The organism is Mucilaginibacter gossypiicola, assembly GCF_900110105.1.
GTDB classification, from domain to species: Bacteria; Bacteroidota; Bacteroidia; order Sphingobacteriales; family Sphingobacteriaceae; genus Mucilaginibacter; species Mucilaginibacter gossypiicola.
This window is the reverse complement of sequence record NZ_FOCL01000004.1, coordinates 109,734-134,316: the sequence shown is the minus strand read 5'-3', so window position 1 is coordinate 134,316 and position 24,583 is coordinate 109,734. Positions and strand designations below refer to the sequence as shown.

Annotated in this window: 14 protein-coding genes; all 14 read right to left on the bottom strand. The window is 44.9% G+C overall.

The annotated features are described in order from the left end of the window. Positions 1-2 precede the first annotated feature (2 nt). Positions 3-2,315, bottom strand: coding sequence for a tetratricopeptide repeat-containing sensor histidine kinase (locus BMX50_RS14230; RefSeq protein WP_091211214.1), 2,313 nt, complete (start codon positions 2,313-2,315; stop codon positions 3-5). A gap of 297 nt (positions 2,316-2,612) precedes the next feature. Further along, on the bottom strand, positions 2,613-3,941 hold the full coding sequence (locus BMX50_RS14225) for an ATP-binding protein (protein WP_091211830.1): 1,329 nt from the start codon (positions 3,939-3,941) through the stop codon (positions 2,613-2,615). A gap of 1 nt (position 3,942) precedes the next feature. Beyond that, on the bottom strand, positions 3,943-4,893 hold the full coding sequence (locus BMX50_RS14220; protein WP_091211213.1) for an eCIS core domain-containing protein: 951 nt from the start codon (positions 4,891-4,893) through the stop codon (positions 3,943-3,945). 7 nt (positions 4,894-4,900) lie between these two features. After that, positions 4,901-5,884, bottom strand: coding sequence for a tetratricopeptide repeat protein (locus BMX50_RS14215; RefSeq protein WP_091211212.1), 984 nt, complete (start codon positions 5,882-5,884; stop codon positions 4,901-4,903). After that, positions 5,881-9,432 carry an eCIS core domain-containing protein gene (locus BMX50_RS14210; RefSeq protein ID WP_167667919.1) on the bottom strand — a complete coding sequence of 1,184 codons (3,552 nt, stop codon included), beginning with the start codon at positions 9,430-9,432 and terminating at the stop codon, positions 5,881-5,883. The genes BMX50_RS14215 and BMX50_RS14210 overlap by 4 nt, the downstream gene beginning before the upstream one ends. Next, positions 9,429-10,898, bottom strand: coding sequence for a contractile injection system tape measure protein (locus BMX50_RS14205; RefSeq protein ID WP_091211210.1), 1,470 nt, complete (start codon positions 10,896-10,898; stop codon positions 9,429-9,431). The genes BMX50_RS14210 and BMX50_RS14205 overlap by 4 nt, the downstream gene beginning before the upstream one ends. 7 nt (positions 10,899-10,905) lie before the next feature. Next, a complete protein-coding gene (locus BMX50_RS14200; protein WP_091211209.1) occupies positions 10,906-15,216 on the bottom strand; it encodes a hypothetical protein in 4,311 nt (1,436 codons plus the stop codon). An 18-nt stretch (positions 15,217-15,234) separates the two neighbouring features. Beyond that, positions 15,235-17,946: a hypothetical protein gene (locus BMX50_RS14195; RefSeq protein WP_091211208.1), complete on the bottom strand. Its 2,712-nt coding sequence runs from the start codon at positions 17,944-17,946 to the stop codon at positions 15,235-15,237. Further along, a complete protein-coding gene (locus tag BMX50_RS14190; RefSeq protein WP_091211207.1) occupies positions 17,943-21,233 on the bottom strand; it encodes a baseplate J/gp47 family protein in 3,291 nt (1,096 codons plus the stop codon). Before BMX50_RS14190 ends, BMX50_RS14195 begins: the two co-directional genes overlap by 4 nt. An 8-nt stretch (positions 21,234-21,241) precedes the next feature. Then, positions 21,242-21,664 carry a GPW/gp25 family protein gene (locus BMX50_RS14185; RefSeq protein WP_091211206.1) on the bottom strand — a complete coding sequence of 141 codons (423 nt, stop codon included), beginning with the start codon at positions 21,662-21,664 and terminating at the stop codon, positions 21,242-21,244. A gap of 3 nt (positions 21,665-21,667) precedes the next feature. Next, positions 21,668-21,958, bottom strand: coding sequence for a PAAR domain-containing protein (locus tag BMX50_RS14180; protein ID WP_091211205.1), 291 nt, complete (start codon positions 21,956-21,958; stop codon positions 21,668-21,670). An 8-nt stretch (positions 21,959-21,966) separates the two neighbouring features. Beyond that, positions 21,967-23,718: a type VI secretion system tip protein VgrG gene (gene vgrG / locus BMX50_RS14175; RefSeq protein WP_091211204.1), complete on the bottom strand. Its 1,752-nt coding sequence runs from the start codon at positions 23,716-23,718 to the stop codon at positions 21,967-21,969. Between the two features lie 6 nt (positions 23,719-23,724). Further along, a complete protein-coding gene (locus BMX50_RS14170) occupies positions 23,725-24,396 on the bottom strand; it encodes a CIS tube protein (protein WP_091211203.1) in 672 nt (223 codons plus the stop codon). Next, positions 24,396-24,581, bottom strand: coding sequence for a DUF5908 family protein (locus tag BMX50_RS14165; RefSeq protein WP_091211202.1), 186 nt, complete (start codon positions 24,579-24,581; stop codon positions 24,396-24,398). Before BMX50_RS14165 ends, BMX50_RS14170 begins: the two co-directional genes overlap by 1 nt. Positions 24,582-24,583 lie beyond the last annotated feature (2 nt).

The window sequence follows — 24,583 nt, the reverse complement described above, 5'->3', positions numbered from 1 at the left end:
TATCAATTAGCTACAAAAGTTTTTCGTTCAATATTATTTAGCTGCTTCTCGGCCCTGAATTCGACTGTAATTACAGCGCCACCGCAATTTTCCATTTTAAAATAACCGCCCAACTGCTTGCTCAAGGCTTTCATCATTTCCATTCCCAACGAACTTGCTTTTTGGATATCAAAATCACCAGGCAGGCCTATCCCATTATCTGTTATGGTGAGTATAATGGTTTCTTCGGCCAGTTGCAGGGTTATTTTAATTTCGCCCCGTTGCATCGGGAAAGCATATTTAATGGCATTAGTAATGGCTTCGTTCAATATAAGGCCAACGGGTACAGCTTGGGCAACATCAAGTTTTACAGGTTGTACGATCTGTTCAAAACGGATCCCCCTATCGCCAGGATTATAACAATCGGCCAAATAGCTGATCAGTTCATTAATATAAACCGACATATCAATATAAGATACATCCGAATTGCTATACAACTTCTGATGTATAAGTGCGATGGCCTGTACACGGTTCTGGCTTTCACGAATGGCCGCAAGTGCAGCATTATTTTTCAAAAATGCCGATTGCGTATTCAGCAGGCTCATTACTATTTGCAGGTTGTTTTTTACCCTGTGGTGCACCTCCTTTAACAGCCAGTCCTTTTCATCAAGCAGGTTATCCTTTTCGTTAAGCAGCTTTTGTAATGATAAATTCTGATCATTGATCTCCCTCTGTTTTAATTGCAATTGCTGGTTGCTCCGTTGCTTGTGCCGGTAACCATTAAATGCCAGCCCTGCTATCACAATGAGCATAGCTACTCCTCCAAAAGTAATATTGCGCTGCATGTTTGCCTTTTGAATTTCGTTTCTCTGGCTCTTGCTCTGTTCTTGTAAAAACCTTATCGACTGCTTATTTTGCTTGGTTTTGTAAGTGATCTCAAGCTCTTCAATCTGTTTATTTTTAATAGCGTTAAACAGTGAATCATCCAGGCGTTTATGGATCTCGAAATGTTTTATCGAAGCTACATAATTACCAGACGCCGAATCAACCCGAAACTGCATGCGATGAATCTTGGTAAGGGTAATAGGCCTTATCTTATTTGATGGTAACGATAAAATTTGTTGGGTATAGATCCCTGCTTTTTTAAACTGCCGTGTTAGCAGATAAAAACCGGCCATGGTTTCGTTGTAATGCACAAAGTCGGTAACCATTTGCTCATTGGTGGTATAAAAATCTTTACTAAAATTAGTGATCTTATACACGTCCATCATTTTCAGATAATACTCCTCAGCTTTAGGGTAATCCTTAAGGGCAACATAAATATTGCCGAACGCCTCGTACATATCCACTTGTTGTGCCAGGATCTTTGGTGGTACGTCAATTACGGCCTGCTTCAAATATGCCAGGGCTTCTTTAGGCCTTTTTGCTGTTATGAAATCATAGATGATGAGACTCAGGTACCCGTAAAAGTCTTCGTACTGTTTTCTATGTTTTAATATCTCGGCCGATTTGAGGATGTAAACAAGGCTTTGGTCATATTTATCAAGGTCGGCATATACCAATGCAAGTTTGGCGTAGTAAAAATCGGCGAGGGCAGTATCGGCCGAGGCAGTCATACTTTTTATCACCTCATGACGATAATAAAGTTCCTTATGAAGATCAACCTTTTGCTTGCTTAATTCAGCAAGAGAGTGATAAGTATAGTGAAGCTTTTTATATCCTATTGCTTTGTATTGTGCCAGCACCTGGAGCAGTTCTGTCTCGGCCAGATCAAGTTTTTTTTGATTAAGGTGGATGTCGGCTATATTCTTGTTCATATCAGCCTCATCCAGTTTATGGCCTGTTTGCTGAAATAAAGCCCGCGCCTGCTCATAACTATTTATTTTATCGGGAACCGCAGCGGTATTATCTATAGATATATTGTCGCCTAAACGGGCCAGAGTTTTACCCTCCTGGTATCTATCAGCCATTTTACGGTAATACCCAATCACCTCCATAAAAACAGCTTTGCCCTGCTTCAGGTTATCTTGCTTAAGATATGCTGTCCCTTTAAGCATCATGCTCTCATTAAGCCATTTTGCCGAATGGACAATAACGCTCATTTCTATAGCTTTATTAAAAGCAGTTATGGCGCTGTCCAGCACGTCTTTGTGGTCGCCTTGTTTGTTGAGATAGTAGCTGCCTAATTGTATTTGCAGCTTTATGGTATTTGTATCGGCTTTGTTTTTCTGATTATCGAGGTTCAGTTTAATGGTAGCAATGTCCATCTTTTTTTGCCCGGATGCGTTTGAGGCAAAAATTAAAACAATAAAACATGTCGCTATATATTTAAACATACACTTAGTATTTTATTGCCCCAGAGATAATTACAGACAAAACCATAGTAAAATCATCTCCTGTGAAAGTCACGGAATTGTGATAGGCGATGAGTTGCTAAATTTATTCAATTTTACGCAAACCGCACTAATAAGCACGAAGCTAAATTTTCTTTATCACTGAAGTTTAAATAGGATCCAGGCCAGCCTAAAAGTGCTCAACCCGGCTTACCAAATCAATGTACAAACCATCGATTTACTTGTACAGATTATAGATAGCGAATATGTTACAATTGGGTTTTTAGTTGTGAAATACCCCTACCAAACACGGTTCTCCTTAGTATATTCTCTTTCTATGCCCTCCAATATCAGTTCGGATGAGATCCGGCTTTCTTTGCGGGCCAGCATTTGCAAACATGCAAACTGTACTACATTGAGGATACCAGAGCCGCTAAGTTCATATTTACGCGAGATCTGTTCGAGGTTAATATGCCCGTTGAGGTTGGCTTTTGGTGGGAATGATTTTTGCCAGATGGTATACCGTTCATCGGCATTGGGGAGCGGGAAGTTGATAACCGACTGAAAACGGCGCATAAAGGCCTCATCAATGTTATTTTTAAAATTTGTAGCGAGTATTACCAGGCCGTTGTGCTGCTCCACACGCTGCAGCAGGTAAGATGCTTCCTGGTTGGCATATTTATCATGCGCATCTTTAACATTGGTACGCTTACCAAAAAGTGCATCTGCCTCATCAAAAAACAGGATCCAGTTTTTATTATCAGCCTTTTCAAACAGTTTAGAAAGATTTTTTTCTGTTTCGCCGATGAACTTGGATACGATCATCGACAGATCGATCCTGAAAACCGGTTTGCCCGTGTACTTACCGAGCAGAGATGCCGTAAGCGTTTTACCAGTTCCCGGTGGCCCATGGAATAAGGCGCGATAACCGGGCTTCAGTTTCCGCTCCATGCCCCAGTCGGTCATGAGTACCTGCTGATAGTTTACCCAGTTTTCCAGCTCGGCAATTTGTTTTCGGGTGGTATCATTAAGCACCAGATCGTCCCAGTTATACGTAGTTTCGAGATGCTGGGCAGGAAAGTTCATGCTTAGTTTAGGGATAGATTCGGTACCGCTGATCAACAGTTCAACGTACTCTGGCTGCAACACCAGCCTGCCTGATAAAGCCGGCTCCCCTTCTGGCACATCCTCCAGATGCAAAATATGCTGTTTGGCCAAATTGCTATGATGATGGAAGAGGTCTGCTATCTCCAGCCGTTTTTCAAGATCATCTCCCGCCAAAACAAAAACTGCTGTTTGGCCGGTTGGCAAAAAGCTGCGTCCATTGCGGCTCCTGACACCACCAATCGGCTGAAAGTCGCCCGATTCGCGCATGTATGGTTGAATGATCCCGTCAAAAAACTCAACCTGTAGATGCGGTGCCAGGGCCATCATCAATATAATGATCTCATTACTGCTCAGCCCATGATCGTCGATCAATTTTTCGAGCACACTGCCATTTCGCTCTAACTGAGGCAACAATGGCGGCAAATAAGTTGCGTCATTACCAAATACGGTTTGCAGCCTGGCCTCAACACAGTCGGCTGTATACTGCATCAGCGCTTTTAATTGCTTAATATTAGTATCCATTTTATTTACGCGGACCGTTTTGCTGTATAACATGGGTTAATTCGTGCGCCAGCAGGTTCATACCGGCAGTGCTTTCAGGATCAAACTTGGCTGCGTTAAAATAAATATCGTTACCATGTGTAAACGCCTGCGCCTTTGAAAGGTTGCAAAGCTCAACAGCCTGTTGCCCTGTGTGGATTTTTACCTGCTCAAAATTGGCGTTCATCTGGTGCTCCAATTGTGCACGCACTTTTGCCGGCAGAGGGCTGCCGCCGCCTTTACTCTCGTTCAGTAACCTGTCAAACTTTGCTTCGGGGACTTCGGGTTTGCCTTCTGTTTTTTCTACGCTGCCACCCTTTTCTTCTTTTTTTTGCGCAGCGGCTTTATCGTCTTTTTCTTCGCCTTTTTCTTTTTTCTGTGGCTTGCCTTCGTCCTTTTTATCCTCGCCTTTTTTTTGCGGCTCCTTGTCTTTTTTATCTTCTTCCTTCTTTTGAGGTTCTTTATCCTTCTTCTCTTCCTCTTTTTTCTGAACCCCTTCCTTATCCTTTTTATCCTCTTCCTTTTTCTGCGGCTCTTTATCTTTTTTATCCTCCTCCTTTTTTTGAGTTGGCTTTTCTTCTTCTTTCTTTTCGTCTTTTTTCTGCGGCTTACCTTCCTCTTTCTCATCCTTTTGTTCTTTCTTTTGGCCGGCTTTCGCATCTTTCTCCTCATCGGCACCTTTTTTCTGAACACTCATTTGCCCCATCCGTTGAGATGAATTGGCAGTTGCCTGCTGTGACATAGTTACTTTATGTGCTACCGCATCGGCCTCCTGTTCAAGGGCGCTGTCCTGGTTACCGTCAATCTTCCTCGCCTGAAAAAAGGCATCACTATCCTGTTTGCTTTTTTCCCGGCTGCCATTAAAAAAGGGCTTTTCGGCTTTGTCCGCCTGTTTCTGACTAAGCGGCCGGCGTGTGTTCTGGATGTATTTCATAGGTGGTTCAGTTTAAATTATTTAACAGGTCCAATTGTTTTTTGGCATGGGCAGCCCATTCTCCGGGCTCCTGCAACAGGTCCTCAAACACTTGTTTGGCTTTATCTTTTTGATTTAAGTTAGCCAGGGCTATGCCCAGATATAGTTTTCCTTTTTTATTTTCGGGATATTGCTTAAGCAATAATTCCAGATGTGAAAACGCATCTTCAGAACGGTTGAGCCCGAGGCAAAGCACTCCGGTATTTAACCTTATCTCCTCGTTTTCGGGATCATATTCCAGGATTCGCTCATATTCGGCTGCCCCTTCTGTTAATTGACCGCTTTGCAAATAAGCAACTGCCAGGTGGTTGCGTACAGCAATATCGCCAGGAAACAACATTAAATACCTGATCAGGTACCCGGTAGCCAATGCATAGTTTTTCATCATCAGTTGCGACAGACCTGCAGTTTGCAAAGCCCTGCTGTTTTGCGGGTTTTCGGATAAAACATAGTCGGCCATTTCAAACGCCTCATCATACCTACCGGTTGAAAGATAAACCTGTGCCAGCCCCATCAATAAATTTAAATTGGTGGGATTAAGCTCAACCGCTTTAAGCCAGCATGTTTCGGCGCTTTCCATATCTGCCGATAACATATACAACTTAGCTAATCCTTCCCATGCCTCAAACTGATCGGCCTTAAGCGTAATAGTTTGCCTGAAAGCATTTAAAGCCCTGTCATACTGCCCCAGCAAAACCTCGGTATTAGCCAGATTGAGCCATGCCGAAGCATTTTGACCATCAATTTCTAAAGCCCGCTCAAAGAGTGGCTTCGCTTCGGCAAATTTGTTTTGCTGGTAAAACAACATTCCCCGGTTATTGAGCAGGGTAACATTAGGTTCATTTAAATCGGCAGCTTTTGCATAATAAGCCTCGGCAGCTTCAAAATTGCCATTAAGCTGCTGTATGGCACCAAGGTTTATCAGTTCGGTTAGTTGGCTTCGGTTGCTCATAACATTTCTTCTTTTACTTTATCTGCTATTCCACCTGCTATATCAGAAATGCTGATTTCAGGGTAAGTAACTTTAATATCATCAGTTTTTACATCAAATGGCTCACCATCTTTATAGTGGATTGGCAGCGAAACTTTAACCTGCAAATCTGGCCCATAGCTAAATGACGCCAGGTTTTTAGTCCACTCTTTTGAGATATCGGTAACCCACAAATCAAGCTCGGCCTTGATGAAAGCGTTTACATCAAACGTAAATTTAGGATGTACCTCTATTTCACCGAGGGCGTTAAACTCAAACCCGGTGGTGGGCGACCATGCCAGGTCGGCCGCGGCGCTGGCTTCCCCCTCCAATCCCAATCCTCCAACTATTTGGATACCTCCGGTAACACTGGCCGGACCAATACTAAGCCCGATACCAAGCGCAGCTTTTAATTTTAAGCCAGCATGAGCAGGGATCACAAATTTTGCCCCGCCGCTAATGCGTGTATTTTCGGGATGTGAAGGATTAAATTCTATTTGTCCAAAAACGTCTTTCAACTGGCCCGGACCTACAGCAGCATCAAAATCAAGACCGCCATCAATAGTTGCCACGATACCAATACTCTTAGGCCCAAGCGGGATGGCAAAAATGGGTATCTGGATGGTTGGTACTTTAAACAGCTCTTTATTGATGCTCTTCTTAGGGAAAACATCAACAGCCGAAGGAAGGTCCAAACGGCCAACAACTTCAATCTCACCGGCTGGGGTTACCCTTACACTTGCCGAAGCCTGCAGCCAATCGGTAACTTTAAGCGTTAATTTACCAGATCCATAAGCGGTAAACTTATCACCTGCGGGGCCCGATGGTGTACCATCAGCGGCAATAGCGCGATTGGTTGCCCCAACCATTACCTCGCCCGATACCCTGTCGGCGGCATAAGAAGCCTTGCCTTCGATAGTAAGTGCGCCATCGTCATAAGAAATTGACAGCTCGGTATTGATCTTCGGGATTTTAGGAATCGCCTTACCGTTGGCTTTTACATGGTAAATTTCATCCGGGCCGCGGGTAACTTCAACATTACCACTACCGCTTTGGATACCGGGCATATTTTCATCAAGCACGAAACTACCGCCGATGACCAATGTATCGTTACCATAGCTAACGTGAATCTCTGCACTTTTTACACCTTTAATATCTGGCTCTGCAGTACCCGTAGCTGTGAACTCCTTATTTGCATATGCTATATTGATATGGGCCGATTTGATTCCCTTTATTGTACCGGCAGGGATACCTATCTCGCCTGTAGCGGATAAGCCCCCGTCACCGCCATCGCCAGGCTTTGTATAATCAACCGTAATGCGGGCAGGTTTAAAAGTTTTTGAATCAAAGTCAAATGATCCTCCCAGGGCGAAAGCTCCAGAAGTGCCTGCTTTTGCATGAACCTCGCCCTTTCCCAGCTTCTGGATCTCGAAGTTCATGTTACCGTCAACCGTCAGACCCGAATCGCTCAGGGTAATGCCGAGCGATGTATCTGTAATTTTAAATGGCGGCGGCAGATTAATTTCTCCTCCATCAAAAACCTTTCTGATGCCTAAGCCGTTGCTGTCAACCACGATATCGATATCCGCTTTATCAATAAGCGGAATGGTGGTATGCACTTTGCCTTTCGCTTCAAGTTCACCATCATCATTAAAATCAGCTGTTAGTAACTGAACAGGACTTAACGCTTTAACCTGAGGGCGCAACTTGTCCAAAATGTCCTTCCTCGAAATAAAGCCTCCGTAAACACCAGGAATGGCATTTATCGGAAAACTTTCGGTAATGCTATGAGCGGTTTTACTGGTTTTAAACATCGTTACCGTTATAGTACCTGAACCACCCTGCTGCATAATATCTGTTTGAGGGTCGTAGGTAACGGAGTCGATGTTAGCGCTATATTTCTTTGTATTTTGAAGTTTGAACGGACCTTTTTTGGGCATTTTAACAGCCCGGCCCCGTCGTTCATTAAAAAAGAGGTGTACATGATTCGTGTCAACAAGATCTTTGAGATACTTATCATCCTTACCCGGTACCAGAAAACGCATTCCCTCCAAATGTTCGCCTTTTTGTATATCAGAAAGTGAATATTTGTCGTTATCACCGGCGCTGTCTGGCGATCCTTTTTTTGAGAAACTTACTACTGTAATACTGTAGTTATCTTTAACCGAGCCCACAGACATGCCTTTTACTCTATCTGGATCATTCTTCTCCTCGGCTTTTAAAGTTTCTTTTATAGCATTTTCTATACTGGTTTTAATAGTAGATCCCGATGAGCCATTGATTTTTTGCGACAAAAGCCATAAGTTACCAATATCATTATCGGCACCACCAAGTTGCAACTCAACTTTATGATCAACTTCAAATTCGTGCATTTGACCGGCCTTCCTCCAGTTTGGTCTCACTGAACGGGTTCGTATTTCATCGGGGTTACCGAAAAGCATACCGCCGCTGGGGTTGGTTTTTGATACCATGAAATAAGTATTATTGCCTGCCGGTGCTGTTCCACCGTTTGGCAACTCCTTCTTTTTCATTTCATCAAACTTATTATTAAATCCCTTATCGGTTGCTGCTTCTTTTTCCCATGTATCTAAATGCTTACCGCTTCTGGTTGTACTTTTAAATGAGTAGTCAGTTTTGGACGGCATCATATCATACTTAAACCCGGGGATTTCAATTTTCTGAACTTTTATAGTCTTTTTCCTTTTGTCGATATCACCTTCCGCGGTATGGGGCTTAGCCTTACCACTATCTGCGACACCCATTTCAGCCCGTTGAATGATACCTTTCTTTTTAACCCCATTTCCACCCTGTTGTACGGTATGCGTTACCTCATGCGCCAGTAAATGCTGTCCCGATTGACTTTGCGGATCATATTTACCAGCACCGAAATAAATATCATTACCATGGGTGAAGGCCTGTGCCTGCAAATCGTTACTTAACCCGGCTGCCTCGCTATTGTTATGGATGCGAACGCCGCTCAGATCGGCGCCCATGGCGCCTTCCATTTCCTCGCGGGTATTAGCAGGTAATGGTTCACCGCCGCCTTTGCTGTCTTCAATCTTTTGTTGCGTTTGTGGAGATACATCCGGTGCAGAAGACTGGCTGCTGCGTTTCAGGGTATTGCCTTCATTAGGATCGGCATCACTTTCAAAAACCGGGCGTCGCTGTAATTCCTTATCGGCACCATTCTGTTCTTTTTCCTGTTTATCTTCCTTTTTATCTTCTTTCTTTTGAACAGCGGAGGTGGCTGCAGGAGCAGTTGCAGTAGTTGTAGAGTTAGATACGGTTTTGGGCTGATTGATGTGCTGTACAACTTTATCAGCAACCTGGTCGGCCTGCCTTTCAAAATGATCGCCGGGTTCATTCACGGTCATTTTACGCTGAACCTTATTACCCTTAAAAAAAGGAGATTCCGGTGCACGTTCTATATCATGAGCAGCTGCGAAAAAAGGATCTTTTCCTGCCTGTTGCCCGTTAGCGGGCTGATGCTGTTTGGTATTTGCGGGCGCTGCCTTTTGAGGTGTTTTCATTGCCATTCCACGTAAAAAGGTTCATCCATCCAGGGTAGTTTAATTACGCCAATGCCCCATGGCAATGACGAAAGCAGGATATCCAGGTCCATCCGCTCCACAATAAGGCGCACAGGCTGCTCTGCTTCAATCAGCTTTCCCTTGCGCATTAAAAAGCCTTCGCGCAAGCCGCCCGGCGACGTGTTTTTTAATGCTTTCCAGTACTTGATTACAGTGCGAAGCATGTTGTCACCTTCGTTAAGCATGCGTTGGGGAATCTCAATATCACGTTCCAATGATTCTCCGGCAGGCCAACTGCATAGAAACTTTTCAAAACCAAGGTCGTACTCAAAACCGTTTACATTACCGGAGCCTAAATAATGCAGCAGGTGAATGGCCAGTTGCCTTGCCGGCAGATCAGCAAAATCGTTATCCTGCAGCAAGCCAAAATCTTTAAAAAAATATTCCAGAAACGGATGCAGGAGCACCAAACCGGCCTGGTTTACATACCGGCCGTCAGCCTGTTCTATTTCTTTTATTTCTGTTTCAGATGTATTATCAGGCGTTGCTACAGGCTTATTGGCTGGCGGTGCAGCTTTATTTTCTGTTGATTGAATAACTATTTCTGCAATTTGAACAAGCTTCGCCACAGGCATCGATATTACAGTGGCTGCTTCTACCGGTATTAATTCAACCAATTTTTTTACGATCACGCGATCATCAGGAAATTCACTATTGCCGGTGCGCAGAGAGATCATGAGCAAAAGTTTTTCGATAACATTCCCCATATCGCCGGCAAGTTCTGTCAATGACAAATCTTTAAAATCATTTACCGGTTGTCGGCCCATCAGGTCCCGGATTTTCCCTGTAGCAGCATCGAGTTTCCTTTGAAGTTCACCGGCATCCATATGCAGTAAAACCGCTACCAGCCCTTTAATAAATACAATACCAAACTGGCTAAACAACCTTATTGTAAGTTGTGAACCTTTAAAAAGATTGATAAGCTTTAATTGGTATGTTCTGTCATTTATTAATAGTTCCGATAATTTACTTAACCAAGTATCTTCCTGCTGCAACCAATCTGTTTCAGCAACTGTATACCACGGTAGCTTTCCTGTATTAAGAAAATACACAAATACACTAAAAGCCTGCTGCTCTTCAGTGAGTAATGAATAGCTGATTTCATTATCACGCTCATCACTGCCAGGTAATATATCAGGGCTTAAAACGGGCTCAAGTACCTTAGCTAAACCGGCTTGCAGTTGTTCAAAAACATCTTCCAGCTTACCATTTCCCAAATCAAGGTCAATCCTGTCTATGCAAACATGGGCAGGTACATCCATGCTATCCAGCAACTGCTCCAGTTTTTTGAGCAGCACCTGTTCAAAGTACTGCACCGCGTCATCCTGCACCTTTCGGGCAGCATTGCGGCGTGATACTTCTATATCAAGCACCAGCTTATGGATGATATGTGTACTCCCTGCCATAGCGCATCTATTTAACAGTGCCCGGATCAGTAGTACCCGGATCTTTTTTGATGATCTTCGGATCTATCTTAGGTGTTACTGTTGGTGTTGCCGCAGGATCCTGTTTAGTTGTGGCCGGATCCACTTTCGGTGTCGCCGCAGGTGTTATCGTAGTCTCTTTTTTAACTACCGATGGATCCACCTTAGGTGTTGCGGCCGGTGTTACTGCAGGTGTCTCTTTAATGACAGCCGGATCCACTTTAGGTGTTACCGTAGGCGTTACTGCAGGAGTTTCTTTAATCACAGCCGGATCTATTTTAGGTGTAACCGTAGTAGCTGCAGGAGGCGTATCTTTAACTACGAGTATCTGTGGAGGTGTCGTAGCTGTAGTTGCGGTTGTACCTGCTGGTGGTAAATTGGTAAGTATTGGTATAGTAACTGTTGCAGGCAAAGCTACAGGCGGCGTAGGTGTAAATACCGCACGGCATTTATCAAACTTACCATTCACGGCTGTAAGCGTAATAACTGTATTGCGCCCACGTGGAAACTGCCCCATGTTAAATACTTTTACAGTATTTACATCATTGCTGGTAGTGCCATCATCAAACGTCCAGGTAAATTTGAAACTGCCCGGATTAGGTGTTTTATTGGTTAGTGTAACAGTGGCAGTGCCTTTAGCTGGATCTGCATCTACTTTATAATCAAACGAGGCTTGCGGATGTTCGTGAATCATTAGAGTACAAGCAGGAACCGGTTTGCCATTCACCATAAAATCATTAATGCTTACATCATAAGGGCCTTTTGAAGGATCAACAACCCATTGGCTGCCGAGGAGTTTCACAGCGTCTCCCGCTAATTTTGAAGTAATGATGCCTGTTGCAGGTTGTACGGTGGTGAAGTTTATATTACCTCCGTCCGAACAAACTTCACTGGCGGCCAGGGTAAGGTTTACCGGCTCATCGGGAATTTGCACTGTAAGAACAACCTGTTCTGTATCGGTGCAATCATGATTATTGGCCGATAGGGTAAACGTTAGCTTACCATCAGGGAATTTCTGACGAAGATCTGCATAGAGATATGTAATGCTGTCGTCTGGTACAGTAAGATTTGGATGTACCTGTCCGTCGGGCATTGTCCAGGTATAAGCAAATGTATCACCTGTTGCCTGGTTAGTAGTAGCCGATAGCTTAATAGTAACCCCAACAGATGCAGGATCAGTACCAGTTACCTGGGCCGCCGGCGTTACAGCAGGATGTTTAAATACGGTGATGGTGCAATCGGCAGGCTGATCATTTACAGTAAATTTGATCTGCTGGCCAAACGTACCGTCTTTAACTTTGGTTGTGTCAAAATAGTTTATGGCGTCTTTTGTTACAACAGTGGTTTCAAAACCAGCGGCGGCTTTAATAACCCCATCAACCGGACTAACTTTAAATTGCAGCAAGCCTTCGTCTGAGCATGCTACAGCTTTAGGCAAGCTTAACCCTACCGGTGGCTTAGGCATAATGAATGACACCGGCGGGCAATCAGAGCAGCACATATACGGCAGGCAAAAATCCGCAAACACAATATCTTCCGGTACATCCGGGTTTGTGGCCACTGCCCTTACTTTACCGAGATCAACAGCTAAAGCCTGAGTTTTACTGATAACATCGGCCTCAATAGTTGGCGTAAATTTACGTGGCGACTGCACCTGGTAAAATTTCACAGCAGCAGAAATATCGTCAAAGTTGGTATTCTGCGCTATAAAAGTCATCGCATCAGCATCACTTGCAAAACCTTTTACAAACTGCGGGTTGGCCTGAAGTACCTTTAACCTGTCATCGAGCGAAAGTGTATTTGTAGGTACTGTTGGACTGGGCGTGGTCATGGTAGTTGCGTATACCATCACAAATGTTCCGCCCGCAGGTACACCAGCAAGATGCTCTAAACCGGTATGGTTGGCCGCATAGGCCGAAAAGGTAAGCTGTTGCAGCAGCTTGGTTTTACGGTCCTGAATTTCATTCATGATAACGGCAAGCGCCTGGCCAGCACAGCAGTTTTCAGACAAGCGCCATAACTGCAACTCGTAATCATCCTCATACCCTTTGCGTATATAATCGGCCTGGGCAAAAATCTGCCTGCTTTTTTGAGTTGCAGATTTTACTTCGTTACAAAGGTCATCTATCCGGGCCGAAAAATTATCTATCGTATCCTGGTCTATATCAACCAGCCTATCGGGCAGCCATTGGCTTATGTTTCGGGTACCGGCAATTACACGTACCGGAATATCAACCGCTACAGCCTGTTCATATGATCCTGTTGCCGAGGTATCAACGGACTTACCGGCCGCATCCGCATAATCCGAAATACTTACAGCTCCACCCTGGCGGCGGATCTGATCTACATAATAGCCAATGCTACCTTGTGCAACATTGATATTATTATCTACCGCGCTAAAACCGCTATCAATCGCAACTCTGCTAATACTTTTATTGATTGCCAGGCCACTGGTTGCTTCCATACTGACCCCGGTTGATATGCCTGCGGCTTTTTCCACTGTAACTGCAGCCATCTTCATTTTGGGTGTTGCAGCTGCAGGTGCCGCTGCCTGCGGTGCTTCTGCCTCTGCATTAGCGAATGACAGTTGTTGCCCGGCAGCCTGGGCCAGGACACTATTGTATGCTACTGAATAACCGGTCTTGGTATCAAAGCTTGAAAAAAACTTGCTTACATCACTATAAAGGCAATTTTGTTCGGCCTGAAAAGCTTTTAGTGTGGCCTCCAGATCATTAAACTGGCAGGCATAATCATCAATGTTGATATCGGCAAGGGTAACATCCCCGAGCCTGATAGTCACTACATCAAAAGGGAGGTTTGAATCCTGCCTGATCTTATCAACCGCGGCAAGCGCTTCAGTATATTTCTTGCCGATATGCCCTTCTATCCTGAAAAAATTATTGGAGTCGATTGAATAATTTAGCGGATTTACAACTACATCATTTGCTGGCGAATAAGCGGAAGCATTATAACTAAGGATCAATTTATCCGTACCTTGCAGCCAGCGGCCATAACTCCACTTTTTAGCCAGATCAACCGGCTTGCCATAATAAAAAGGAATGGCCCTTGCCTCCAAAGGTTTACTATTATCTGTAGATGGCGTCACCTTCACCACCGGGTTTGCAGGCAGCGTGAACCCACTGCTCATAATGTTCAGCCTATCTAACAAATTCAAAGCAATATTCAGCTTGTCCTTATTAGCACTTACAGCAGGTGATGCATAAAATTTATGGCGATATGGAGTAGGTTTGGCGGTAGGGGTAACATTTAAGGCCCCAAGCATGATATGCTTCGGAAAGGCATAAATATTGGGGCAGCACTGATAAATAATATCCGAAAGTACCGCACGCAATTCATTATACCCGGTTAGCAGGTCCTTGTAAAAATCATACAGGTATTGTGCCTGCATTGGGGCTGTAGCTTTGCTTAGCGTTGTATTTATATTGGCGACGATGCTGGTAATAGGGTAAACGGATTGTGGATCGAGTGCGAATTTGAAAGTATTGTATAATGACTGAATGGCTGCTGATAAACCAGCGGCCCCTGTGTTTGCGATGCTTGAAAAGGCGGCAGTAAGTGCAGATGACGTCGCGGTTGTTTGCGTGTTAAAGAACACGCGTTTGGCAGCTAATACAGGAGCATCAAAGTAGGCATTGTAAGCGTTGAAATATTTTTTGTAGATATCATCATAAATAACCTCCGAGCCGGTTTGTTCAATGATCTGGTTCATATCGGCCTGGGCAATGAGCAGTACTTTGGGTTTGGCTACCTGCTTACGCCCCTGGTTATCACAATCAATGGCTGTACAGGCATCCGGATCTTTAGAGTAATACTCCAGGTAAAGCAGACCATACATTTCTGTCAGGTCCTTACCGGCTTTTGCTTTAAAATTGGTAAGGTCAAAGCTATCGGTCGGGAAAACGCCCTTGTCATCCGGGGTTACCAGCTCCCACAAAGCCATTTGCGCCGCATCTGTCCCTAAAGGGTAAAACGGCGGGTACTTGATCAGCGAATTATCATAGGCCCTGAAATTTTTATAGGTTGTTTCGGGCATGTAAAGCAAATCGCCGTCGGTAGTTACGCCGCAGCCTTTGCCAATGGTTATACCGTTGGCATCGCCTTTAAAGCTAAGACCGCATACCAGGCCAACACCAATTAAACAGGTACGGGTAAGGCGCTGCTGATCTTCAAAAAACTCTACAATATCGTTCAGTTGCTTGGCTGTAAGCACCTGGCTGTCAACAAAGGAGTTATACTCTAAAGTTATATCGGTGAGCTTTATGTTGGTTACTGGTGGCATGGCTTTGTTATTTAGGTTTTAACTGTTATTATTTGTGCCGCCCTGCAAGGTGCCAAGGCTTGATTTATTCAATATAATCGGGTTGGTTTCCTGGGTATCATCGTTGCAATCGCTTAACTGGCCCTGCTGATAAACGGTGTACAGTTTTTCAAGCACATCAATAAATTTGCTGTTCAATACCGGGTCGATAGGCGAATCCGTACTCACCGCTATGTGTTTGGCGGCAAGCCAATCTTTATAAACCGCTTCAAAACCAACCATCTGGTCGTGGCCGATGAAACAGATCCGCGGCAGTATATGGGCAGGCGTTTCAGTGCGAATGAGCCGCTCGGCATAAGTGCGGAAAGCCGTGTTACGTAACCTTACGCTGTAGCCCGGTAATATCACACAAATACGGAACGAGTATGGGTCAAGCGGCTCGCAATACACGCCGTTTGGATCAAGGCAAACCGGCATAAACTGGTGATGGGTACTGTCATCGCCGGTATAATCAAATGGCGGGCGCAGCAGGATGTTTTCTATCACATACATACCTTCCATCTTGAAATCGTTTTGCATAAATTTGATGATAAATGCAATTTCGGTTTCGATAGCGGCCGCGCTAAACTCCATATCATTAAGGGTAAGCAGCGTACCCGCCGAGTTGGCTATGTTATACACATATTTGCCGGCAGTAGGTCCCGGACTTAAGCGGTAGTTTTCCCTGTCGCAGGCCAATACGGATACCAGGCCCAGATCTTCATAGGCATCAATTTCCTTTAGATAATTGGCATTGCCCTTAAATTTCACTACGCCAAGCTGCGATATTGTCCAGTTATAATGCAGGGCATCGGCCTTGAACAACAGATAATCCTCCACACTTAGCTGCTGCATTTTATAGTTGGAAAAACCCAGTAGCATCGAGATGCGTTTTTCCATGCCCGATACATTCACCAATTGCTGATCGGGTGTTTTGGCGTTATACAAGTCCATCCCGCTGCCACGGCAAATGCTCATCTGGTCATAATCCTTTAAAAAATTTACCTTATGCCTGATGATATTGCGCTGGTAATCTTCACCGTAAATACGGTACATCAAAAACACGTATTCGTTAAACTGCTCAGCAAAACGGGCCAGCAAATGATCTAAAAATTTGTTTTTCCGTTCGGGATAGTTATCCTGCCCAATTTCTTTAATTACATCATCAACTGTTTGCTCCCATTGGGCATAGCCGTCCACAAGTTTTTCTACATCCCTGATACCGTTTACCGTATTGCTGAAATAGGTTTTGCGGATACTGTCATCGGCAGTGAGCAAAATCCGGGCATTTGAAAGCTGGGCGAAGTAATTAGCCAACACCTGATCATAAAACAACAAATATCCTTTAAGCTGTAAAGCCAGCGAACGTTGTTCGGTTGTAGCCGTATCAGGCAAACCCAGCGGCGAAATACCATAATTTTCGGGGAACTGGTTTTGCAGGGTTTCATAGTGACCAATATCGCGGTAATCACCTTCGGGTACGGGCAGGTCGACTATCTTTTTAGCCTCGACGCTGTCTTGCCAGTCTTTACGTAATTGGTTTAGATCGGTCTGAGCTTCTGCCTGCTTCAGTTCGATGGGCACCACATCTTTATAAAATGTGAATGACGAATTGGTTTCGCACAAAACAGGCTTATGGCCATCCTGAATACAAAGCAACCATTCGTTCGATTTATAGATTTTATCAGCAACTTCGCTTGAAGGTGCTGTACAACCGCAAAAACCAAAAGAGATTCTTTTCACCAACCGTACACCGTCAATTTCCATAATGATGCGGTACAAATCGGATAAGCGTACTTCGGTACGCAGCTGCGAAGCCGCAAGCTCAGCGGGAATAATAAACCCCTGTTTGGCAAACTTGGCGTCAATACCCTGCAGGTTTTCAAAATCAAGCACGGGACCTTCAAAAATCTCGTCGGGCTGCATCCCTTTATCAAGCAACTCCTGAAGCAGGTAAAATGTAATATCGGGTGTAAGATATTGCTCAATATTAAACATGATCTGCGCCCAGATCATTTCAGGATCAGCCTGCGGCTGCAGTTCAATTTCGGCACAGATAACTATTTCCTGATTTTCAACCGCCTTTACCTGGTCAAGGTCCTCGCATAACTCACGGAAATAATGGTATACCGATTTTATTTGTTTGATGATGTCATCCTGTTTGGCTTTGATCTTGGCGGCATCGCCGCCCAGTTCAGGAAAATCTTCAAAATCTATCAGGATATCGTTGATGCCCTTTAAATCGAATTTAACCTCTTTACCTGTCAGGGCATTTTCACCAGGCGTTGCATAACGCAAAAGCGGTTTACCATCAGGTTGTTTATAGTTGGCAATAATGCTATGGGGCGATTTTTTGATCCAGGCGTTCCGCACACCATCTATCCGTACAAATAACTGACGGTAATCATCGGGGGTAACGGGGTATCCGGGTAGTATTTTTATGGCAGATAAAAACTGCTCATGCATGCTGGCTGTATTATCATGATCAACCGCCAGGATATTTTCCACCGGCAGGGTAATGCGATAGTTAAGATCAGTTAGTGCATAGCAAAGCATCTCAAGCGTGGTAATACCCGGATCATGCACATTATAGTCCGACCAGATAGCGCTCGCCAGATCGCGGATATGCTGCATGCCTTCGGTGCGCAGGGTATTATACTCGGGCCCAAGGCTGGTATCAATTTGTTTCGGTATGGTTAACTGATCAATCATGGGCATGTAGGTATGGTTTGGGTATCAATTAAATGCTGCTTTGCCGATACAAGGATGGCCTTTGAATTGCCTGCCTCCAAAACATCGGGGTTTGCAGGCCCCGATGCAGTGAAGTACATCTTAAAATCGGTTATATAATCAACATAGGGTAGCTCTTCAATAAAGCGGATCACGACGCTTTTATAAAGCGTTCCGCCGAAATCAATATCTGCATTGCGGTTATAAGCCCAGGGCGACAGGTAATTGATCAAATCTGTATTCAGTTTAATGGCGTACAGATTTTCATCCAGCCCGAAGTAAAACTTCACCTTAAAATCAAGGATCACTTCCTCATAATCGGGATTAATGGCCAGCAAATCAACATGCATGGAGTTTAATCCCGACAGGTATTTGGTGATCTCGCTCAGGGTATTTTTGCTTACCCTGGGCTTAAATGGATCAAAACTGATTTGGTTACGGATATCGGGAATAGCCACCACCCTAACACTGCCCGGCGCTACTTCTATATCATCGTTAGTATGATTAAGACACTTAACCCTAAACACCTGCGGAAACTGCGCCATTACCAGGTGTTCGTAATCCCAGATGGTAATGGCCCGGTGTTTATGCCTTAAACGCTCGCTTACCCGCAACCTGAAAGCATTATCATCCTCGGGCAACAGACCACCGAACGAGGCATAAGGCTGAGTAACAGACTTAATTTGCGGAAGCCTGTCAATCAGCTTGCTTATAGTACCTGCAGGCAGGCCCGCTTCGAGGTGTGAAAGTTCATTATCATTATCTGCAAATTGAGCTTCAGCCGCCTGAATATGTACATTAACAAACTTGCAAACCGAATCAATAGTAACTGAAGTGGGCAGCTCAACCCCAAGCCAGGTGAGGCTTTGGTTAAGAAATGTATTATTGGTTGTAGCTCCTTCGGGAATTAAAAATTTGATGATCCCCGAACGCAGAAAATCGTTGGTATCATCACTGATGATATTGCTTTTATCCAAAGCAAGCCATTCGTTACCCGACAGGTAATACCATTTTGGTTGAATAGTATCAGAAAACGACGGCGCAAGCGCATCCTCACTCCCTTCGGCAACCTGGAAAAGAATGCTGGCTACCGAACCTGTCTGAATACCAGAGATGCCTATATAAAACGCGGCAAGATCGGGTGCCTGCGATATGGCTGTAATGTTGCCATCAATTAAACCGTGAAATTGTTTTTTGAGGAAAGCATGCTGCTCGGCCTGGCCAAACGGTGTTTCATGAAAAAACTGAACGTTGTGGTTCACGTAGTCGGCCAGCAAACCGGCATTGTTATTACTGCTTGTCAGTTTATCAATATCGTTTGAAGCCGTTGCTTTGTAGTCGATGGTAAGCGAAGCAATTTCAGGTGTATAAGGCAGTGACGGTATAATTGCGCCGCCATCCTTTTTAATCATGGCTGCCGCAAACAGTTTAGGGTACTCACTATGCAAAAAGTCGCGGTCTAAATTGATACGGATATAGTTATCCTTCACCCCGGCCGAAAAATTTTCTGTTTGTGTTTGTACCTGCGTACCGGTTTGCTGAAAGCCTATAAAACCCAGTGTAGGAAAAAAGAACTGCATGGGCTGTACATATTGCTGCACGAGTGCTTTTTCGGCCTGAGCCCCCCATCCGTAATTAAATGCGCCGGATACGTTGAAGTAAAGATATTGGTTAACAAAACTGGGGGCCTGATTTACCGGCTGAGGCACACCATCCGGTGTTAAGGTAAATGAGTCATCAAGCACACTGATAGAACTTCCTCCATCGGGGAACCATTTTCCATCTTTAATGAACGATACCTTTGCTGTAAAGCTATCTTTATTGGCAATAACCCGGCCGCCATAATCGCTAACGGCAGAAGAAGAAGTGATTCCATAATCACCAGGCGCAAAAGTCGGCTTTACAAAATTTACCCGGTAAGCATTGTAATAATCTTCAATGGGGCTGGGTACTCCTTTCCAGTTAATTTGAGGGGTGATCTCTGTCCACTGTTTTTGAAAGATCTCGGCATTTCCAATATAAAGGTTTGAATGTATTTTGGGTACTGCCCCAAAAGCAAAGAATGGTTTTGAGGGGTCAACCTTACCGTTATCATTTTCAACCGCCAGGTTTTTCATGCCGGTTACGGCAACATCAATCTGTACGCTATCCAGCCGGGCCTTACTTAATGCCTGGTAAACAGGGTAAGCGTTGTCCTGAACGGTCATCAGCAGGCGGATAACCGGAAAATCGGTTTTGTAATTTTCTTTATGGATAGCCTGATTATAGGGCACTACCGCTTTAGCTTTAGGTGGTACATTTACAGTTATGATCAGTTTTTGCTGGTTCAGCGTAGCGGGCGCTGTTGAAGGAAAATCAGCCTGTAGCCAATCTTTTTCAGAAGTTAAGAAAACTTTAAAAAGCTGCCCTATTAATGCTGGATCAAAGGCATTGAGCCCGGTAAAGTTAAGTGTTAGGGTTATAGTACGGTCGCCCTCGCCCAGAAGTAAAACACTTGAAGCAAAAGCAAAACCCATTGACGCGGTTGGCCAGCTATTACTGCCAAAGGGGTTCCATTTAGGTACATCATCCTTAAAAGGTGTACCCAGGCCATCTGCCGAAAAAGTAACATCGGCATAAGCAACTTTATTATCTGCAGCCGATTGATACCAGCTTTTCATGGCAGCTATGGTAGCGCTGTTTACTGCCAGCTCGGCGGTGGTTTTAAAAACAATCGGTTTAGGTTTAGGGCTTTTATCCTTACCTGCATCAAGCGCTGTATCCTGCGGCAATAAAAAACCGGTGAGGTTACGGGCCAGTTCAAAAATGATGTGCACTTTATCCGGTACTTCCGGTCTGTTGCGCAACTGCAATACCCGTTTAAAATAAAAATCAAGATGACGGCCGGTAAACTGGTTCAGCGCATCTTCTGAGTGCTGCAGCAGCATAATAAAGCACATGAACAAGGCAAGGTGTGGTTCAACATCGCTTTTAATGCTTGAATCGGGAAATCCCAAACCTGCATTTTGCATTTTTACCTCAACCTGCTTCAAAAAATCCTGCAGCGCTTTTTTATCCTGGATAAAAAACGGTTTCCAATCGCCCTGGGGATAGTTGCAGTCTTTAGGGGTATAATAATTTATTTTATCGGCATAAGCAGCCGCAAACGTTAGCCAGTCTTCCATGCCCAATTCCTCAATTGGGGCGTAGGCTGGGTCAAGCGCTTTCAGAAAGCGCTGTGACTGGCTTGAGCCATCACGTTGAAGCGGATTTTTATCGTTACAGGCCATGGTTTTGGTTATGGGTTGGTAGTTATGCTGGTAATGTCATTTTTATAGTAAGGGAACACGTAGTTATACCTTGAATTGGTGGTACGTACTGTGTAGTTAAGCTTAATAAGCAAAATCCCTTCATTATCCATACTGGTGTCAACCTCGGTGCTGTTAAGCGTTATTCTTGGTTCAAAGTACAGTACAGCGGTTTCAATCAAATCTTTGATATAGGTTTTGAGGGTGAGGTTCACCGCTTCAAAAACTATTCTTTGTAAATCACACCCAAAGGTTGGCTGCATAATGCGCTCGCCCAGCCGGGTGGTAAACAATATGCCCAAACTGCTTTCAATATCAGCCTCGTCGGTAAGCATCTCAACTTTACCGGCAGCCTTGTCAAAACTTGGCGGGAAACTCCATCCCCGGCCTATAAAAGGTATTTTTGGTTCCATTGATCAACCTCCGATTATTACTGTTGGGCAGCCTAACACTATCGATCCGCCGTGGGCTGTGCTATCGCCCATGCGGGCGGCGGGTTTTCCGCCTATCAACACCGTCGCCGAACCCATGATTATTGAATCGGGCGGCCCCACACAGGTACACATATCGCCAACGCATACCGCAGGCATGCCGCCAATGAGCACCGTTGGTACTCCCGGCCCTATCACCGGCCCGCCTACATGAGGCACTACGCCTGTAACCATCGGGCAAACGTGCATATCGCCTATCCGTGCTGCTGCTCCCATTTTTGTTATTAATTTATTTGTACAATTGAGCCTTTTAATGCCGCCGTGCCGCTTGATTTAACCTCAACGCTGGCCGATCCCTCGGCCGATAGCGCGGTATTGGCTTTAAGACTTAAATTCATTCCCTCGGCATTAAAATCCTGCTGAGCTTTAAGCACCAGCTTGCCCTGGGTTTCGATGGTTATACCATCGCTATTCATTTTTATCGAGTTATTGTTCTCGTCTTTTAATTCTATCGCCCCGGCATCTTCATCCATGGTTATTTTCTTACCGGCCGGCGTTTCGATGGTTACCGATTTTTTATCGTCATCAAAAATGAGTTTCATTTTACTACGGGTTACAAAACCCTTTTGATTATTGGCATCGGCTGCAGTTAGCGGAGCCGTTTTGTTACTGCTGTTAAGCATGCCCAGCACTACCGGTTTACGCGGATCGCTGTTTAAAAAGCCTACTACTACTTCGTCGCCAACTTCGGGCAAAAAGAAACTTCCGCGGTCTTTTCCGGCATCTAAGGTGGCTACACGGGCCCAAATCCCCTGGTCATCCGGACTTATCACCGGCATGCGTACCAAAATTCGGCATTCGCCATCAGGGTCGCTTTCCAATTGGGTTACCACACCTATCTGCAAACCTGGTACCGCCTGGATCAAGGCCGAAGCAGGCTTTATACTGGTTTCAAACTTTTCGGTAAACCATTGCGGGTCTAACCCAAACTGTACCTCAAGCTGCCAGTCGCCGGCAGATACATGATGCTGAATATGACTAACAAAGGCGTTGCCGTTAAACCTATCGCTCAGGTTGCTGAGCTTGATGATCATGCCCGGCTTTACTGTGTGGATGCCTTTAAACTTTACCCTACCCCGCACTTTTGAAAGCACCTGTTTTTGCTTAAGCGCTGTTGCCCAGGCCTGCAACTCGGGCTGCGAAAGCTTGCCGCCATGATTGAGCTGATATTTACTTTCACTGAACACCCCGGCAAGATCATCGCTTGACAGGTTGCCATTCAGCTCGCCGGATGGCGGGTTGGCATCAACCTTTTCAATTTCCTGCGAAGCGGGGTTCCAGGTGCGACCGGTTATGGAAGGGAACTGAATGCGCGAATCGATCTCGGCGTCCAACTCCAGCATAGTAGCGCCAAATGATAATTCCACAACCGCTGTGCCGCTTATTTCGGGCTTTTTGATAGAAAGGGTATTATCATCTGTATAAACAAGCATTCCGTTTATTTCGGCGCGGCCGGTTATGAAATCCCAATCGGTAGCTTCATATTGCACAAGGTCGCTGGTGGTAATGTTCATATCAGCCACATCGGCAGTTAAACCGCTGTATGTACCGGCCACAGTACTTATGGCATCACTATCTTTCACATTTTCGCCAAAATATTTGCTATGGCGGGCAAGGGTCATGGCAATGGCCTTATCCCGGCATTCAATAACCAGTTGTGAACCACTGTTGCGTAATTTGATGCTGTGCTTGATAACCACGCCTTTAAACAGCGTATAATTATCCGACTCGTAACCACACAGAATCTCGATGTTTTTTCCCGGTATAAATAAGTCGCCGTTGCTGGCGTCAAACTGTTGAGCCGAGGTATCACCATCTACGATTACAAGCTTGGCAGCAGCGATGCGGTTTACGCCCTTATCAATCACAATAGCCTCCACCTGCAGGGTGCGCGGTATCTCGGTACCCTCAATTTTTACAATGGGGGTAACAACGGTACTTGGCCGGGTGGTTTCTATGGTGCGGCTATCTGCCATGATCTGTTATTGGTTTAATGGTGGGAACTTGATTTTTGTACCTGTTTCGAGATACCTGAAATCGTTGAGGTTGTTTGCCTGGGCCACTTCGATGTAATACTTTGAATCGCCGTAGATCTGGTAGCAGAGCAATGGCAACGTATCACCTTCATTGATCACCCTAACCTTAGTTAAATCGGGAGATTGGGCATTTTCTTTGGCAACCCGCTTTTTATCCTCAACCGAGCCAATAAATGAGGCTTTTACAACGGCCCTCAGCGGCCGGCCCTGGCTATCAAACAGTTTGTAGCTGATATCCATTGTTTCCAATGCGCCATCAAACTGAAGCGTGCCCCAATAAATGCTTACAAACCTTGGCCGGTGCTTATCGCCCTGGTATTCAATGATGAGCTTTTGCAGGTTGTCGATATCTTCATCAACCCCTAAATCACCGGCTGTAGCACCATTAATAACTCCGGTCCTGTCAAACATCAGCTCGAAATCCATCTTCTGCGGTTCGATTTTGGAAAACTTAGGCAGTTTGCCCGATGTTCCCTGCGCCTGCTTGTCAGAATACTTGATCTCAATTTTCTGGCTGTAGCTTTCGGGGTTCACCTGTACCGTCATGGAGCCTTCTTCCTTTTTGCTCTGCGGATCTGACCAAGCCACGATCTTCATTTTGGTTACATTATCGGCCATCAGCGTTCGTTTTTATTTTTCAAAATCTCTAATATCTGCTCAACGCATTCGGCAATGATCTCATCTTTATCACCACCTCCGCCGCCTTTTGCACCACCTCCGCCACCACCGGCATTTGAATCCTGCTCGGCCGGACTTTGGTTTACGCTCACACGGATGTTCAATTCTCTGATCTCGATTGGCATAA

Bases quoted from the DNA above. Each gene is read 5' to 3' on its own strand.
- BMX50_RS14230 (WP_091211214.1), bottom strand. From the start codon at position 2,315: ATGTTTAAATATATAGCGACATGTTTTATTGTTTTAATTTTTGCCTCA.
- BMX50_RS14225 (WP_091211830.1), bottom strand. From the start codon at position 3,941: ATGGATACTAATATTAAGCAATTAAAAGCGCTGATGCAGTATACAGCC.
- BMX50_RS14220 (WP_091211213.1), bottom strand. From the start codon at position 4,893: ATGAAATACATCCAGAACACACGCCGGCCGCTTAGTCAGAAACAGGCG.
- BMX50_RS14215 (WP_091211212.1), bottom strand. From the start codon at position 5,884: ATGAGCAACCGAAGCCAACTAACCGAACTGATAAACCTTGGTGCCATA.
- BMX50_RS14210 (WP_167667919.1), bottom strand. From the start codon at position 9,432: ATGAAAACACCTCAAAAGGCAGCGCCCGCAAATACCAAACAGCATCAG.
- BMX50_RS14205 (WP_091211210.1), bottom strand. From the start codon at position 10,898: ATGGCAGGGAGTACACATATCATCCATAAGCTGGTGCTTGATATAGAA.
- BMX50_RS14200 (WP_091211209.1), bottom strand. From the start codon at position 15,216: ATGCCACCAGTAACCAACATAAAGCTCACCGATATAACTTTAGAGTAT.
- BMX50_RS14195 (WP_091211208.1), bottom strand. From the start codon at position 17,946: ATGATTGATCAGTTAACCATACCGAAACAAATTGATACCAGCCTTGGG.
- BMX50_RS14190 (WP_091211207.1), bottom strand. From the start codon at position 21,233: ATGGCCTGTAACGATAAAAATCCGCTTCAACGTGATGGCTCAAGCCAG.
- BMX50_RS14185 (WP_091211206.1), bottom strand. From the start codon at position 21,664: ATGGAACCAAAAATACCTTTTATAGGCCGGGGATGGAGTTTCCCGCCA.
- BMX50_RS14180 (WP_091211205.1), bottom strand. From the start codon at position 21,958: ATGGGAGCAGCAGCACGGATAGGCGATATGCACGTTTGCCCGATGGTT.
- vgrG (WP_091211204.1), bottom strand. From the start codon at position 23,718: ATGGCAGATAGCCGCACCATAGAAACCACCCGGCCAAGTACCGTTGTT.
- BMX50_RS14170 (WP_091211203.1), bottom strand. From the start codon at position 24,396: ATGGCCGATAATGTAACCAAAATGAAGATCGTGGCTTGGTCAGATCCG.
- BMX50_RS14165 (WP_091211202.1), bottom strand. From the start codon at position 24,581: ATGCCAATCGAGATCAGAGAATTGAACATCCGTGTGAGCGTAAACCAA.